Source organism: Candidatus Phycosocius spiralis (assembly GCF_030158815.1).
GTDB classification, from domain to species: domain Bacteria; phylum Pseudomonadota; class Alphaproteobacteria; order Caulobacterales; family Aquidulcibacteraceae; genus Aquidulcibacter; species Aquidulcibacter spiralis.
Genome location: NZ_BPFZ01000006.1, coordinates 95,647 through 110,535, shown reverse-complemented (window position 1 = coordinate 110,535; position 14,889 = coordinate 95,647). Strand labels below are relative to the sequence as shown.

Sequence of the window (14,889 nt, the reverse complement as noted above, 5' to 3'; positions counted from 1 at the left end):
AACCCCTTAGTCCTTGGCAATCCGGCCAGCCGCCATCACAAAATCGACCTTGCGGATGGCACTAATATTTACCAATGGGTCGCCTGAGACCGCGATGATGTCGGCGGCTTTGCCCACCGCTAAAGTGCCGATCTGATCGGATAATCCAACATGAGCCGCGCCGCCAACCGTGGCGCTACGCAAGGCTTCTACCGGGGTGAAGCCCGCCTCGACCATCAATTCAAGCTCACGCGCATTATCGCCGTGCCGAGAAACGCCACTGTCTGTCCCAAAGACGATGCACACTCCTGCTTTGCGTGCGCGCGCCAACATATTAAGCATCAATGGGCCGACGGTGAGCGCTTTGGCAGCCTGCGCCCCAGTTAAAGTTCCCCCAGCGCGCGCCATGTCTGTGACTGTCGCCCCGGCCAGAACCGTGGGTACCATGCATGCATTTTTGGCTTTATAGAGCGCAAAAGTGGCTTCATCGGCATAGCTTGAATGCTCTATGCTATCGAAACCGGCCCGCAAGGCCGCTTCAATGCCCTCCTTACCATGGGCGTGGGCCGTGACATTCTTGCCTAATAGATGCGCGGTATCGGCAATGGCTTTGAGTTCATCGTCAAAAAACTGTTGGCCAAGGCCGCTGGCCGTGTTGGATAACACGCCACCTGTCGCGGTCACTTTGATGATATTAGCACCCGCTTTGACTTGTTCACGCACGGCTCGTCGACAATCATCGACACCATTACACACGCTCTGTGGTCCCAGCACATGCATGACATCTTCGCGAAAGCCATGAATATCGCCGTGACCACCCGTGGGGCTTATGGCTGCCCCGGCCGCTAAAATGCGCGGCCCCAGAAGCCTTCCCGAGGCAAATTGATCGCGCAGGGCAAAGATGGTGTGGTGCCCATCGGCGCCTAAATCTACCACCGTAGTAAATCCAGCAGCCAAGGTCTTTTGCGCATTAACAAGCCCATCAAGCGCCAAATCGCTTTCTTCCTTGGTGACTTGATTGAGCACACTTCTGGGCGACAGCTCTGACAATAGATGCACATGGCTGTCGATTAGGCCCGGCAACACGGTTTTGGATTTGAGATCAACGATCTTGGCGCCCGCTTGGGGTGCCACATAACCGTCCTTAATCGCCTCAATTTTACCGTCGCGAATGATGAGTGTTTTAGCGGTCGCAGGAGGACTGCCCGGTTCGGCGATCAGCTTACCGGCGTAGATGTAGGTTGTGGGGCTCGCTGGTTGGGCGAATGAAAGTTGGGGAGACGCCAATATCGCCATCGTGGCCAAGGCGGTTGAAAACAAAGTTGAACGCATAAGTCGGCTCCCCATAAAACATCTCATTGGGGTTTAGTTTGAAGCGACACCGCGCGCTTGGCAAGCCATTCAAGCGACCCCGAACGTTTCAAGAACCTATGCATGTTCGCGAGTCGTCCAAGCGTCAAGTACTAGATTTAGGGGCTCAAACTGTGCGAGTTGGTTTGCAAATGAGAAAAACGCTCATGAAAACTGCTCATGAATAATGCTCTGGGGAGGGCCCTTAATGTTATATCCTATTTTGGCGCTGATTGGCTGGACTTTTGTGATGTGGGTGTGGATGTATGCCACCCGACTACCAGCTATGCAAAAACACAAAATTGACCCACAAGCGGCGGTAATCCCCGGTAGTTTAGACGTTTTACCACAAAAAGTGCGCCAAATCGCACATAATTATAATCATCTCCACGAGCAGCCGACGCTTTTTTACGCCCTTGCATTGGTCGCGCATGTGGGAATGTGGGCCGATGGGGTTTCTATTTGGCTCGCTTGGGGCTATGTGGGCCTTCGTGTACTGCATTCGCTGGTGCAAGCGACCGTTAATTTGGTTGTGATGCGCTTTGCGGTGTTTGCCTTGGCTTCACTCGTTTTAATGACGCTTTTTGTGAAAACGATCCTGGAAGCACTCGGCAGCTAAGTCAGGTATGAAGGGCTAAGCCCTCCCGATCTGTCCGAGTTTAAGTGCACGTCCCACAACGGAGCTTTTGGCTCTCTTATTGCTTTCTGCCGTCTGGGCGTTGCACGTGACCGTGTTTTTTTCGCGAGGTCACACCAGGCGTAGGATTGCCCTATTTGGCGCGCCTGCCAGCAAGCAACTATCGTCAGGCCCGTCCCAGACGCGTGCGCGCACCCCAAAAACCGGGGGCGATACCGCACGTATTGACGTGTGAAAGACGACTAAACCATGACTAAATTTACTGATTTTGGCTTTGCTGAGCCTATTTTGAAGTCCATTTCTGAGGAAGGCTATGAACAGCCAACCCCGATCCAGATCCAAGCCATTCCCCCCGCCATGCAATCGCTGGATCTTTTGGGCCTGGCCCAAACCGGCACCGGCAAAACCGCCGCCTTTGCGCTTCCCTTGCTGCATCATTTGTCAGAGCGGCGCATTCACGCCGGCGCGCGCGCCTGTCGCGCTTTGATCCTTTGCCCAACCCGTGAACTGGCTGGCCAGATCGCCGATAGCCTTCGTACCTATGGCAAATATGTTGGCCTATCTGGTGCACTTGTTTACGGTGGCGCGAATATGCGTAAGCAAATTCGCTCTATGGAGCGTGGCGTCGATATTTTGATCGCCACACCGGGGCGCCTCATTGACTTGATCAAGCAGCGCGCCATTCGCCTGGATATGGTTGAGCATTTGATTTTGGACGAAGCTGACCAGATGTTGGATATGGGCTTTATCAAGCCGATCCGCCTGATCGTAGGCGAAATCCCTAAAGGGCGCCAAACCAGCCTCTTCTCCGCCACCATGCCAAAAGAGATCGCGCATTTGGCTGAAGAGCTTTTGACCGATCCAAAGCGCATCCAGGTGGCTCCACTTTCGTCTACTGCTGAGCGTGTGGACCAGCGCCTGATCATGACCAGCCAAGTTAACAAGCAACAAGTGCTGGAAGACATCTGCCATGAGCCTGAAGTAACCCGTGCCATGATCTTTGTGCGCACCAAGCACGGGGCTGAAAAGGTGCTCGAGAAGCTTGAGCAACAAGGCATGTCGGTGGATGCCGTCCATGGCAATAAAAGCCAAAATGCGCGTGAACATGCGCTAGAGCGCTTCCGCAAAGGCCATACCCGCTTGCTGGTATGTACCGATGTGGCAGCCCGCGGGATCGACGTCGATGGTGTTACCCATGTGATTAATTTCGATCTACCAGATGTGCCTGAAGCCTATGTCCACCGCATTGGCCGCACCGCACGTGCGGGTTGTGAAGGCATCTCCATCTCCTTTTGTGCGCCCCATGAGCGCGATAATCTACGCCAGATTGAGCGCTTGATCAAAAAATCCATTGTGAAAATGAATCCGGCCAATCTCAGCAAGGGCCCACGCCCAGCGGCGCCTAAGCCAGAGCCAGTTGCCTATGATGAAGATGGCGAAGTCATTTTTGTTGAAAACATGGATGCACCAACCACCACCTTGAGCGCCCTTAAAAATGCGCATGGCGATATTGTCGGTGTTTTGCGCCGCACTGGGCCCAAGGAAATGTTGCACGAGCCGCGCAACGATCCCCGCCGAGATGGTAAGTTTGGTGCGCGTGATGGCGGTCGTGAAGGTGGCCGTGGCGGCCGTCCTGGTCCACGCGGCGGGCAATATTCCAAGCGCGACCGCAAGGATGACGGTGAGCGTCGCCCACGGGCTGGAAACGTTGCGACCCGATCGGTGTTCAATGAAGGCCGCCCACAACAACGCGACGAAAGCCGCTTTGGGGATCGTAGCGCGTCAATGGCACCTGGTTTTGTTGTTCCGCAACGACGCGAAGAAGCGGTCCAGCAAGAGCGGCCACGCTTTGACAAACCGTTTCACAGCAAACCACGCGAAGAGCTTAGCTATGGTGAACGACCCCGCTCCTTTGGCGACCGCCCACAAAATAATCGCATGCAAGGCGACCGTCCACGCTCCTATGAAGGACGCAGTGAAGGCTTTGGCCACCGTAATGGCCAAGCCAAGCGCGATAGCGCCACCCGTCATGGGCCAGCACCGCGCGGCGAAGCCCGCATTGAGGGCCGCAGCTATGATCGGGCAGGCAAAGCCGGCCCGTCGAAAAAATTTGGTGCCAAAACCTTTGGCAATAAGAGCTTTGGTGGAAAGCCTGCTAGCTTAGGGCGCTCAGGTGCAAGCGGCGGCGCGAATGTGAGCCGAGGCGGCGATAGCACATTTGTGCCACGTCGTGGTCGCTCATAAGTCTTTCTATCTGCGAGACTAGGTATAAAAGGTGGGGCTTCGGCTCCCCCTTTTTTGCTGGTTTTGAGCGGTTGGCCCCGGAAAGCTTGCGGAAATGTAATTCTATTGGACCCTGTCCTGCATTGACATTGATAAGAGGCTTTGCACTTATGACTTAACCTAAGAGGGGACCAACATGAACAGACGCGCATTTTTGTTTACAAGTGGCAGTGGAGTAAGCTTGGCCGTGGCCAGCCAATTGGGTTGGGCTAGTGCAGCAAGTGCGGCGACCAATAAGCCCCAAATAGGTAGCTTTGGGATTGATTTGGCTGGCCGCGATCTCAGCATCAGCCCCGGCGATGATTTTTGGAAATATGGTGGCGGCACGTGGATGAAGAATAACCCGATCCCGGCTGATCGGGTAAGCTGGGGTCCTTTTGATCAACTGGCGGCGAAAGCCGAAGTAGACGTGCGGGCCATTATTGACGACCTATCGGCCAAAACCAGCGCGCCTGGCTCGATCGAACAAAAAATTGGTGATTTTTATCGCTCGTTTATGGATACAACCACCATTGATGCCGCGGGCATAGCCCCCCTTCAGGCCGATCTTGATTTGATCGCAGCGGCAAAGACCCACGATGATATTGCCGCCATTTTTGGCAAACCCGATTTGCCCACCCCGGCTCCTATTGGCTGGGGCGTCGGCCTCGATGATGGCAATCCAGACCGTTATATCGTCACGATCAGTCATGGCGGCTTGGGCATGCCAGAGCGCGATTATTACCTCAAGGACGATGCGCGCTTTAAAGAACTTCGCGACAAATATCCCGCTCATATCGCACGTTTATTGACACTGGCCGGGCAAAGGGATGGCGCTTCCAAAGCTGCCGCCATCATGGCGTTAGAAACTGAGATTGCCAAACGCCATTGGCCGATCACGGACCGGCGCGATTCAACCAAAATGTATAATCCCCGCACCCGCGCGCAATTGGACGAAATAGCGCCAGATTTCCCATGGGCCGTGGCGTTTAAAGCGACCGGATTGACTGACATTCAAGATTGCATCGTCGGCGAAGTTACCGCGATGGGGCCTTTGGCAACTTTGTTCAAGAATACGCCTGTGGACACCTGGAAGGCTTATTTAACCTACCATCTCATTTCCAATAGTGCCAGCATGCTACCCAAAGCTATCGATGATGAGAACTTTGACTTTTATGGTAAAACCTTAAACGGACAGGTCAAACAGCGCGACCGCTGGAAACGGGGAACACAAGCGGTTAACGGCGCTTTGGGCGAAGGGATCGGTCAGGTGTATGTGCAGCGCCACTTTAGCCCATCGGCTAAAGCCAAAATGCTGGTTCTGGTTGAGAATTTACGCAAAGCCTTCAAGGTTCGTATCGAAGGTCTCAGTTGGATGAGTGCCGAAACCAAAGTAAAGGCGATGCGCAAGCTTGCGACCTTTAACCCCAAAATTGGCTATCCAGATAAATGGCGCGATTATAGCGATCTGGAGATCAAAGCTGGTGATCCCATCGGCAATGCTCGCCGCGTTCAAGCCTTTAATGTCAAGCGGGACCTTGAAGATTTAAAGAAGAAAACGGACAAAACCCGCTGGTTTATGACGCCTCAAACGGTCAATGCGTATTACAATCCCATCTTCAACGAGATTGTGTTCCCAGCAGCGATCCTGCAACCCCCGTTCTTTGATGAGTTCGCCGATCCTGCGGTCAATTATGGTGCGATTGGCGGCGTTATTGGTCATGAAATGGGTCATGGATTTGATGATCAGGGCGCTAAATATGATGAAAATGGCGTCCTGCGCGATTGGTGGACGCCAGCGGATGTCAAAGCGTTTGAAGCTTTGGGTACCAAGATGGTGACCCAATACAATGGCTTCCAACCTCTGCCCGGCGTCAACATCAATGGCCAATTGACCATTGGTGAGAATATTGGCGACCATTGCGGCGTGGTAGTCGGCCATGTTGCTTATCAGCTCTCATTGGCAGGCCGCCCTGCACCGGTGATTGATGGGCTCACCGGCGATCAGCGCTTTTATCTGGCATGGGCTCAAGTATGGCGTGCGCAGCAGCGCGATGAAGCCTTGCGCAATCAAGTCCAATCCGACCCCCATTCACCCGCACAATACCGCGTGAACGGTACAGTGCAGAACGTGGATGGTTGGTATCAGGCCTTTAACGTCAAGCCGGGCAATACGCTCTATGTTGCGCCTAAAGACCGGGTTCGTATCTGGTAGCTTTAGTCGTACGAGGTACATCACACTCTGGGCTGCAGGAATGCAGCCCAGACTTTGGAGCCTTAACCAACAAATTTTAGGCCTTGGGCTAAAAGCCAGCCTTGACCAGCCGATGGTTAGTCGGTCTTCGGCTTGCGCTTACGGAAAGCGGGGTTCAGCTCCTTTTTCCGGATGCGGATGGATTTGGGGGTGATTTCGACCAGTTCATCGTCATCAATCCAAGCAATCGCCTGCTCCAGCGTCATGCGGCGCGGCGGGGTCAGGCGCATCGCCTCATCCTTGCCGGACGAACGCACGTTGGAAAGCTTTTTTTCCTTCAATGGATTAACATCCATATCTTCAGGCTTAGCATTTTCACCAATCACCATGCCTTGATAGACATCTTCGCCGCCATCAATGAAAAGCACGCCGCGCTCTTCTAAATACCAAAGCGCGTAGGTCACAGATTTACCGCTATCATTGGCAATCAAAGCGCCATTATGACGCCGGTTGATATTGCCTTTCCAGGGAGTCCAACTATGAAAGATGCGGTTCATGATACCAGAACCGCGCGTGTCGGTTAAAAACTCAGAATGATAACCAATCAGCCCGCGCGCAGGGGCATGAAATACAATTCTTGCTTTACCCCCACCAGATGGCCGCATATCTTGCAATTCACCTTTGCGGCCCGACATTTTTTCGACCACGACGCCGGCATATTCCTCATCCACGTCAATGGTGATTTCTTCCATAGGCTCAAGCTTTTCGCCAGTATCTTCATCGAGGCGGGTGAGAACTCGTGGGCGTGAGATCGACATCTCAAAGCCCTCGCGCCGCATACTTTCCAACAAAACCCCAATTTGCAATTCGCCCCGGCCTTGCAGCTCATAAGCATCTTTGTCGGCGGTTTCGGTAACTTTGATCGCCACGTCGGTTTCAGCTTGCTTTAAGAGGCGATCGCGAATGACCCGGCTTTGCACCTTATCGCCATCGCGGCCTGCAAGGGGGCTCGAATTGACCATGACGGTGACCGACAGGGTTGGCGGATCAATCGGGGTGGCGTGAATGGCTTGGGTTACATCCATATCGCCAATCGTATCGGCCACGGTTGTGGTGGATAGCCCAGCGATAGAGACGATATCGCCTGCTTCTGCTTCTTCAATCGGTTGGCGACGCAAGCCGCGAAAGGCCAGCACTTTTGAGATGCGCGAACGTTCAATGGTTTTCCCGTCAATGCTAAGGCCCTTGACCACAGTCCCTGCCGTTAAGCGACCACTCTCAACCCGCCCGGTCAAAATCCGGCCTAAGAAGGGGTCTGAATCAAGCATAGTGACCAACATACGAAACGGCTCATCGCGGCGATGGGCGGCATCTGGGGCTGGCACATGGTCGATAATGGTCTCAAACAAAGGGTTGAGATTCTCACGTGGGCCATCCAGCGTCAAAGAGGCCCAGCCGTCGCGGCCAGACGCATAGATTGCGGGAAAATCCAATTGCGCATTGGTGGCGTTCAATGCCATGAACAGCTCAAACACTTCATCTAATACTTCATCTGGGCGCGCGGTTGGGCGATCCACTTTATTGAGCACGACGATGGGACGCAGGCCCAAAGCTAATGCCTTGGTCAATACGAATTTGGTCTGCGGCATCGGCCCTTCTGTTGCATCGACCAATAGCAAGCAGCCATCAACCATAGACAAAACACGTTCGACCTCACCGCCAAAGTCTGCGTGGCCAGGAGTATCGACGATATTGATACGAACTTCATCGCTGTCTTGACCATACACGATGCTGGTGCATTTGGCTAAGATCGTAATGCCACGTTCTTTTTCCTGTGGATTGGAATCCATCGCCCGCTCTGCGCGCGCTTCATTCTCCCGGTAAGCGCCGCCTTGGGCTAGCAATTGGTCGGTTAGGGTGGTTTTGCCATGATCAACGTGGGCGATGATCGCAATATTGCGTAGCGCAGCCGATGATACGGGTGCGTCAGAAAGGGTGGTCACGGGTCATGCTCCGGGAGGAAATCTGAAATGGAGGCCTAATCAACCCATTATCGAAATAATATGGCGAAGGCCCTTGGTTGGGTCTATAGCAGCTCCAAGGGGTGTGCAGCAAATCTTAGGCTGCGCAAAGCTGTAACCATGTCCCAAACCCTCGACAAACAAGCCCCTAAGCGGCTATGCGAACACGATGTTGAGGGGAATGTCATGACGCAAGATGTGATCGTCGTATTTGGTGGCTCTGGTTTTGTAGGCCGCTATGTCGTGCGCGCCCTTGCTAAAGCGGGCAAACGTGTACGCGTTGCGATGCGTCGCCCTCATCTAGGTCAAGATTTGCGCGTGATGGGCGATGTTGGGCAGATCCAATTGGTGCAAGCCAATGTACGCAATGGGGACAGTATCGCACGCGCCTTAGAAGGTGCGACCGGGGTGATCAATCTGGTTGGTATTTTGTTTGAAAGCGGCAAACAGACCTTTGAAGCGACCCAAATGGCGGGTGCGAGTCTTGTTGCCAGCCAATCAGCCAAGGCGGGCATTAGGCGCTATGTCCATGTTTCTGCCATTGGGGCGGACCGAAACTCCCCCTCCAAGTATGGACGCACCAAGGGGCAAGCTGAACAGGCGGTGTTGGCAGCCATCCCATCGGCCACAATTATGCGCCCGTCGATTATCTTTGGCGCGGAAGATAATTTTTATAACCAATTTGCCGCCATGGCCAAAATGTCGCCAGCCCTACCCTTAATCGGTGGCGGCAAAACCCGATTTCAGCCAGCCTATGTTGGCGATGTCGCTGAAGCCATTGTTAAAGGCTTGGATACAGGTGGAGGAACTTACGAATTAGGTGGGCCGAATATTTACAGCTTCAAGGAAATCTTGAGCTATATATTAGAGCAAATCGAACGCCATCGCTTCTTGGCTCCTTTGCCGTTTTTTATTGCTCAGCCTTTGGGGGCTGTGCTCAACACGATCTTTAAGTTCTATCCTTTTGGCGGTCCGCCCTTGACCGATGATCAGGTGATAATGCTTAAGACCGACAATGTGGTTTCCGCAGGCGCGCGCACATTTGCTGATTTAGGCATGCATGAGCTTGAGACCGTGGAAGCCATTGTTCCAACCTATCTCTACCGCTTTAAGCCCTATGGTCAGTTTCAAGCCAAGCATAAACCCGTCTAAGTAATGTCTGGCTGATCACCTATCATTTGAACTTGGTTTGAATAAATTTGGTGTGGCCATTTAGAGATTTTATCGCCTTTATTTCCAAACCACCCTTTAAGAACTCATCCTTATCTAACCCTCATCTTTGTTTTTTAGTGAGAGAGTTACGATGAAAAGACACGTGTTGGTTTTGTCTGCTTTGGCTGGCCTTTCTCCTGTAGGTGGTGTCCTCGCACAATCTGTCCCATTACCTACTGGCCAAGAGCTACAATGGTCGAGTGCTGCGCAGCGCGTTGGTGCATTTAAGCCGCGCCCTTGGTCGTCAAGGGGCAAAAACGTGACCATAGCGGTGATCGATACTGGCCTTCGCCGCGATCATATCGATTTTACCGGTGCTATTGTTGGCGGCTTTAACGCCTTTACCAATCAAACAGGTGTTGGCGCCGTAAATGATACCGTTGGCCACGGTACCCATGTGACGTCTTTGGCGGCAGCACGTGCCAATGGTGTGGGTATAGTTGGAACAGCTTCTGCTGCAAATATCCTTCCTATTCAGGTTTTTCAGGGCTCTACAACTTCTGAATTAAACGTCGCTCGCGGTATTAATTACGCAACAAGCCAAAAAGCCTTTGTCATGAACTTAAGCTTGGGCAGCTCATCGATGAGCCCGACAATTCGCACTGCCCTGCAAGGGGCGCAGCAAGCGGGCCTCTTGATGGTGATTGCAGCGGGCAATGAAGGCCAGGCCAACCCAGCCTGGCCTGCCCGTCATGCTTCTGAAGCTTGGGCAAAAGGGCAAATCATCGCCGTGGGTGCGGTGGACGCCAATAATGTGATCGCAAACTTTTCTAATCGGGCGGGCGATGCGATGAATTTTTATCTGGTGGCCCCAGGTGTAAATCTCATCGGCGCTTTTCCTACGGCTACCAATGCATACGCTTACATGAGTGGAACCTCGATGGCAGCTCCTGTGGTTGCGGGTGCTGCGGCCGTAGTCAAAAGTGCTTGGCCTTATTTGACCGCGCCCAAAGTGGCCGAAATCCTCTTTGTTACAGCCACCGACCTTGGCGCAAAAGGCATTGACCCGATTTATGGGCGCGGCCTGCTCAATCTTGAAAAAGCGCTTTTGCCTGTGGGCACCGTTTCCACTGTCAGCTCAGCAGGGACCACACCTTTGGCTTTAGCCCCCTCAACAAGTGGGGCAGTTACAATTGGTGCTAAATCACTGGCAGCGGGCCAAGGCGCGTTTGAGGGCGTGGTGTTTGACGCCTTTGGCCGCGACTTCAATTATGACTTTGCGGCGCAAAGCCGAGATGTCCGGCCAGATGCCGTCTCGGTGCTAGCGGGCAATTTGACTAACCGCATGCAAAAGACGGTAGCCAAGGTGACAAGCCTGCGCGGCACTTTATCCTTGGTGGCTGGGCCCACGACAGACGGAGGCGACAATCTGTCAGGTGGCTTGCATTTTGAAGGCAATGACGGCCAATCTTGGGCCCTATCCTTGGGCCAAGCCTCCCCCATTTTGGGGACCGCGTTAAAACCGGGCTCCGCACCCGCTGCGCGCTTGATGGGCTTTGCAGATTATAGCGCGCTATTTGAGGGCAATGCGGCCAGCGTTGCGGGCCAAACCTATTTGAATGACACGCTGGTCGTTACCTTTGGTGCCCGCCTGCAAGCCAATCAACACAACCAACGCGGCCTCAATTGGGCGCCACAGGCCACCAGCCAAGCCGCTAGCTTTGAAGCTGGGATCAGCCAGAACTTTGAACGCATCAGCTTTGGGGCCACCATCGCGGCGATCCAAGAAGAACAAGGCCGCTTGGGTGACGTCAGCCGCGACCTCTTCGCTTTGAAGGGTCAAGCCCGTACTGTCTCCTTCCAAGGCGATATGGCCTATGAACTCGCTCCCAAAACCTCGCTCAGCGCGCGTTTCACCTATGCGACAACCGCTGGCCAAGAAGGCTCTGCCGCCAGCCTCATCGCCGACATGACCACGTCTGAGGCCACAGCCTTTGCCATTGGCTTAGCCCAGCAAGACCTCTTCAGCCAAGGCGACCAACTCGACCTCGCGTTCGGGACGCCTCTAACCAGCAAAAGTGGCGCGATGAACCTGTTCTTGGCAACCGGCGCTGATCCAGAAACGGGCGCACCCATCATGACCCGGCGCAGCATTCATCTTGCCTCTAAAACGCCAGAGCAGCGCTTTGAAGCGGTCTATACGCGCGCTTTAGGGGATGATTCAGCACTGGCCTTCGCCCTACTGTCGCGCACGGACGCCGATGGTATCGCAGGCAAGGATGATCAAGCGATCATGGTGCGCTATCAGTCCAGCTTCTAACGCCAAAGGGCAAGCCCTTAAACCACAAGCCCCGCGATTGGCATGGCCGATCGTGGGGTATTTTGTTAAAGCCCAGAGCTTGGTAGGGACGGCCGGACTTGAACCGGCACGGATTGCTCCAACGGATTTTAAGTCCGGTGCGTCTACCTATTTCGCCACGTCCCCATAAGCAGTTTGACTTATGATCTCTCTGGGATCGCGTTGTGCGGCATTGAAGCTTTTTGGGCAAGAGTGCTGTGATGTAATTGGCTGGGTTTGTGCACGGGCGGTGGGCTTTCACGCCGCATGGCCCACGTTTAGCCCACGATGATCAGGATTTCCGAATTATCTTGCATGAAAATTAAACGTCTGATATTCAATTTACATGGTAAAAATACAGCGCCCCGAAGCCCTTCGCCGAATTTTGACGGCACTTGATCGCGCTCCAGCAGTCGTGTTGCTGGGTGCCCGTCAAATTGGGAAAACAACGCTGGCGCGGCAAATTGCGCTTGAGAAAGGTGAAAGCGCTCTCTTGCTTGACCTCGAACGGGGCAGTGATCTGCGTAAGCTCGCTGATCCAGAAACCTATCTGCGTCATCGTATTGGAGCCCTAACCATTATCGATGAAGTTCATCGAGCACCTCGCTTGTTTGAGGAATTACGGTGGTTGATCGATGAAGGCCGTCAAAACGGACAACATGCTGGGCAGTTCTTACTGCTTGGGTCGGCGTCACTCGATCTCATTCAAAAATCTTCAGAAACCCTGGCGGGCCGGGTTCACTATATTGAACTATCGCCAATCCAACCTCAAGAAGCCCATGATCATGGCCTGGCGCTCGACCAACTCTGGCTACGCGGTGGATTTCCCGAAAGCTTGCTCAGCGCTGATGACCAAACAAGCCTTGCTTGGCGCGAAAATTTTATCCGCTCGTACCTCGAAAGAGACATTCCGCTCTTTGCGCCAAGCTTGCCAAGCGAAATGATAGGCCGACTTTGGACGATGCTGGCCAATGGTCAAGGCACGCTATTAAATGCATCGAAACTAGCCACCAATTTGAGCGTTTCCGCCCCAACGATCAGCCGCTATATTGACCTTCTGGTGGACCTGCTTTTGATACGCCGCCTTCAGCCTTGGGTTAGCAATGTCCAGAAAAGACTGGTTAAGTCGCCCAAAATCTATGTTCGCGACAGCGGAATCGTCCATGCCCTCCTTGAAATTGGCTCGCTGGAGCATTTGTTGGGCCATCCCATTATTGGCCTGAGCTGGGAAGGGCATGTCATTGATGCCCTAATTGGTGCCGCTGGGGCGCGCGCAAGGCCTTATTTTTATGCAACCAGCCAAGGGGCAGAGATTGATCTCATCTTTGAAGTGGCCGGAAAGCCCGCGATTGCCATCGAGATTAAGCGCTCATCGACAGCGCAGTTTGGGCGCGGCTTTCTTCAAGCTTGCGACGATCTGGGCATAGAAAACCGTATCGTGGTTTATAATGGTACCGAAAGCTTCCCTATGAAGGGGGGCGTCCAAGCACATGGCCTATTGTCTGCTATGCAGGCGGTGAAATCGACCGTCGCGGGCCCATTTGCGCGATCGTCGTGAAGGGATTTGACAGGACAGCATTTTCGTTATCGTTTGGGGAAGGCTCACCTTGTTCTTGCGGCTGCCCTTAAGGTCCGCCAGATTGGCTTTTCTATTTTTTGACACACACCCCATCCCAAAGGCCCCACTATGACCAAAGCCCTTTTTATTCTTGCTGCACTGATTTTGGGTCTCTTGGCGGGGATTGGGTTTGGTCAGATTGAAGCCATAAAATCGGGTGCCGATACGATTGGTTCGGTATGGCTCAACGCCCTGCGTATGACGGTGGTGCCGTTGGTGGTGGCACTTTTAATCACGGGGATTGCCCAAACCGCCCTTGCGGCGCGGGCGGGTCGTTTAGCGGCGCGGGGCGTGGGGACGATGCTGGCGATCCTATGGGGCTCCTCCATCTTGGCCGCCGTGATGATCCCATTGATCCTTGGCGTGTTTCCAATGCCCGATGGCTCGGCAGATGCTTTGCGGGCAGCGCTGAGCATCACTGAAAAGCCCGGCCCGGTTCCGCCCTTGGGTGATTTTTTGCGCGCCATGATCCCGACCAACCCGATCGCGGCAGCGGCCAATGATGCCATTTTGCCCTTGATTATCTTTACCGCCGCCTTTGCCTTTGCCTTGACCCGCTTGCCATTGGAAAAACGGGTGCCTGTAACTGGCTTTTTTGAAGCAGTGGCGGAAGCCATGGTCTTGATGATTGGCTGGGTCTTAGCGCTGGCCCCGATTGGGGTGTTTTCCTTGGCCTTTGTCGTCGGAGCCAAAGCTGGGGCCGAAGCGTTTGGAGCACTGGCCCATTATGTGATTGTGTTATCGGCTTTAGGCTTGATAGTTTGGGCATTGTCTTTTGTGATGGCGGTTGTGGGCGCACGCCAAGGGCTTGGCACCTTCTTTAAAGCTGCAATACCGGCTCAAGCGGTCGCGATCTCCACCCAATCATCTTTGGCATCCTTGCCTGCCATGCTCAAAGGTGTGCAGGCGCTTGGTGTGCCTGCTGCCAAGGCCGACTTGATCTTACCCATTGCAGTGGCGATCTTTCGCGCAACGGGCCCTGCAATGAATGTTGGCGTGGCGCTTTATATTGCTGCTTGGTTTGGGATTGAACTTGGACCTGCTCAAATGGCTTTGGGTATTGCGGCAGGTGCGATCACAACTTTGGGCGCGGTGAGTTTGCCCGGCTCTATCAGCTTTATCAGTTCTATTGCCCCCATCTGCCTAGCACTTGGAGCCCCAATTGAACCCTTAGCATTATTGGTTGCGGTTGAGACCGTCCCAGACATTTTTCGTACCTTAGGTAATGTAACCATGGATATGGCGGTTACAGCCACCGTCGCACGCCAAGATGATGACGCCGCAGGGCAAAGAGCATAGACCCCCTGCCCAAAGGGTGATTTCACGGCTATAAAGGAT

9 protein-coding genes and 1 tRNA gene are annotated in these 14,889 nt (G+C 53.8%); 7 read left to right on the top strand and 3 right to left on the bottom strand.

Going from position 1 to position 14,889, the window contains the following annotated elements; all coding sequences use genetic code 11:
- Positions 1-6: 6 nt before the first annotated feature.
- Positions 7-1,311, bottom strand: a complete 1,305-nt coding sequence (locus PsB1_RS06275) for a metal-dependent hydrolase family protein (RefSeq protein ID WP_284359822.1) — start codon at positions 1,309-1,311, stop codon at positions 7-9.
- Positions 1,312-1,537: 226 nt separating this feature from the next.
- Here PsB1_RS06275 and PsB1_RS06270 point away from each other — a divergent pair, with 226 nt between their 5' ends.
- From PsB1_RS06270 to PsB1_RS06260, 3 genes are all read left to right on the top strand, one after another.
- Positions 1,538-1,948, top strand: a complete 411-nt coding sequence (locus PsB1_RS06270; protein ID WP_284359821.1) for an MAPEG family protein — start codon at positions 1,538-1,540, stop codon at positions 1,946-1,948.
- A gap of 267 nt (positions 1,949-2,215) precedes the next feature.
- The gene (locus PsB1_RS06265; protein WP_284359818.1) at positions 2,216-4,210 is read left to right on the top strand and encodes a DEAD/DEAH box helicase; all 1,995 of its coding nucleotides are present in this window, start codon (positions 2,216-2,218) and stop codon (positions 4,208-4,210) included.
- Between the two features lie 175 nt (positions 4,211-4,385).
- Positions 4,386-6,443, top strand: coding sequence for a M13 family metallopeptidase (locus PsB1_RS06260; protein WP_284359815.1), 2,058 nt, complete (start codon positions 4,386-4,388; stop codon positions 6,441-6,443).
- Positions 6,444-6,559: 116 nt separating this feature from the next.
- On the opposite strand, the gene typA is transcribed toward PsB1_RS06260, so the two are convergent.
- Complete coding sequence (gene typA / locus PsB1_RS06255; protein WP_284359812.1) at positions 6,560-8,425, bottom strand: translational GTPase TypA; 1,866 nt, start codon at positions 8,423-8,425, stop codon at positions 6,560-6,562.
- Between the two features lie 138 nt (positions 8,426-8,563).
- On the opposite strand from typA, the gene PsB1_RS06250 reads away from it, so the two are divergent.
- Both PsB1_RS06250 and PsB1_RS06245 read left to right on the top strand, forming a co-directional pair.
- On the top strand, positions 8,564-9,595 hold the full coding sequence (locus tag PsB1_RS06250) for a complex I NDUFA9 subunit family protein (protein ID WP_320412720.1): 1,032 nt from the start codon (positions 8,564-8,566) through the stop codon (positions 9,593-9,595).
- Between the two features lie 151 nt (positions 9,596-9,746).
- Positions 9,747-11,915 (top strand): S8 family serine peptidase, encoded by a 2,169-nt coding sequence (locus PsB1_RS06245; RefSeq protein WP_284359811.1) that lies wholly within the window; start codon positions 9,747-9,749, stop codon positions 11,913-11,915.
- Between the two features lie 80 nt (positions 11,916-11,995).
- Here PsB1_RS06245 and PsB1_RS06240 read toward each other — a convergent pair.
- Positions 11,996-12,080 (bottom strand) — tRNA-Leu (locus PsB1_RS06240).
- A 199-nt stretch (positions 12,081-12,279) separates the two neighbouring features.
- On the opposite strand from PsB1_RS06240, the gene PsB1_RS06235 reads away from it, so the two are divergent.
- Entirely contained in the window at positions 12,280-13,491 is a 1,212-nt protein-coding gene (locus tag PsB1_RS06235) for an ATP-binding protein (RefSeq protein WP_284359810.1), read from the top strand.
- A 129-nt stretch (positions 13,492-13,620) separates the two neighbouring features.
- Positions 13,621-14,850 carry a dicarboxylate/amino acid:cation symporter gene (locus tag PsB1_RS06230; protein WP_284359809.1) on the top strand — a complete coding sequence of 410 codons (1,230 nt, stop codon included), beginning with the start codon at positions 13,621-13,623 and terminating at the stop codon, positions 14,848-14,850.
- Positions 14,851-14,889 lie beyond the last annotated feature (39 nt).

What these genes read in the sequence shown, in the direction of transcription:
- PsB1_RS06260 (WP_284359815.1), top strand. Translation starts at nt 4,386, where the DNA reads ATGAACAGACGCGCATTTTTGTTTACAAGTGGCAGTGGAGTAAGCTTG.
- PsB1_RS06275 (WP_284359822.1), bottom strand. Translation starts at nt 1,311, where the DNA reads ATGCGTTCAACTTTGTTTTCAACCGCCTTGGCCACGATGGCGATATTG.
- PsB1_RS06230 (WP_284359809.1), top strand. Translation starts at nt 13,621, where the DNA reads ATGACCAAAGCCCTTTTTATTCTTGCTGCACTGATTTTGGGTCTCTTG.
- PsB1_RS06245 (WP_284359811.1), top strand. Translation starts at nt 9,747, where the DNA reads ATGAAAAGACACGTGTTGGTTTTGTCTGCTTTGGCTGGCCTTTCTCCT.
- PsB1_RS06270 (WP_284359821.1), top strand. Translation starts at nt 1,538, where the DNA reads ATGTTATATCCTATTTTGGCGCTGATTGGCTGGACTTTTGTGATGTGG.
- PsB1_RS06250 (WP_320412720.1), top strand. Translation starts at nt 8,564, where the DNA reads ATGTCCCAAACCCTCGACAAACAAGCCCCTAAGCGGCTATGCGAACAC.
- PsB1_RS06265 (WP_284359818.1), top strand. Translation starts at nt 2,216, where the DNA reads ATGACTAAATTTACTGATTTTGGCTTTGCTGAGCCTATTTTGAAGTCC.
- PsB1_RS06235 (WP_284359810.1), top strand. Translation starts at nt 12,280, where the DNA reads ATGGTAAAAATACAGCGCCCCGAAGCCCTTCGCCGAATTTTGACGGCA.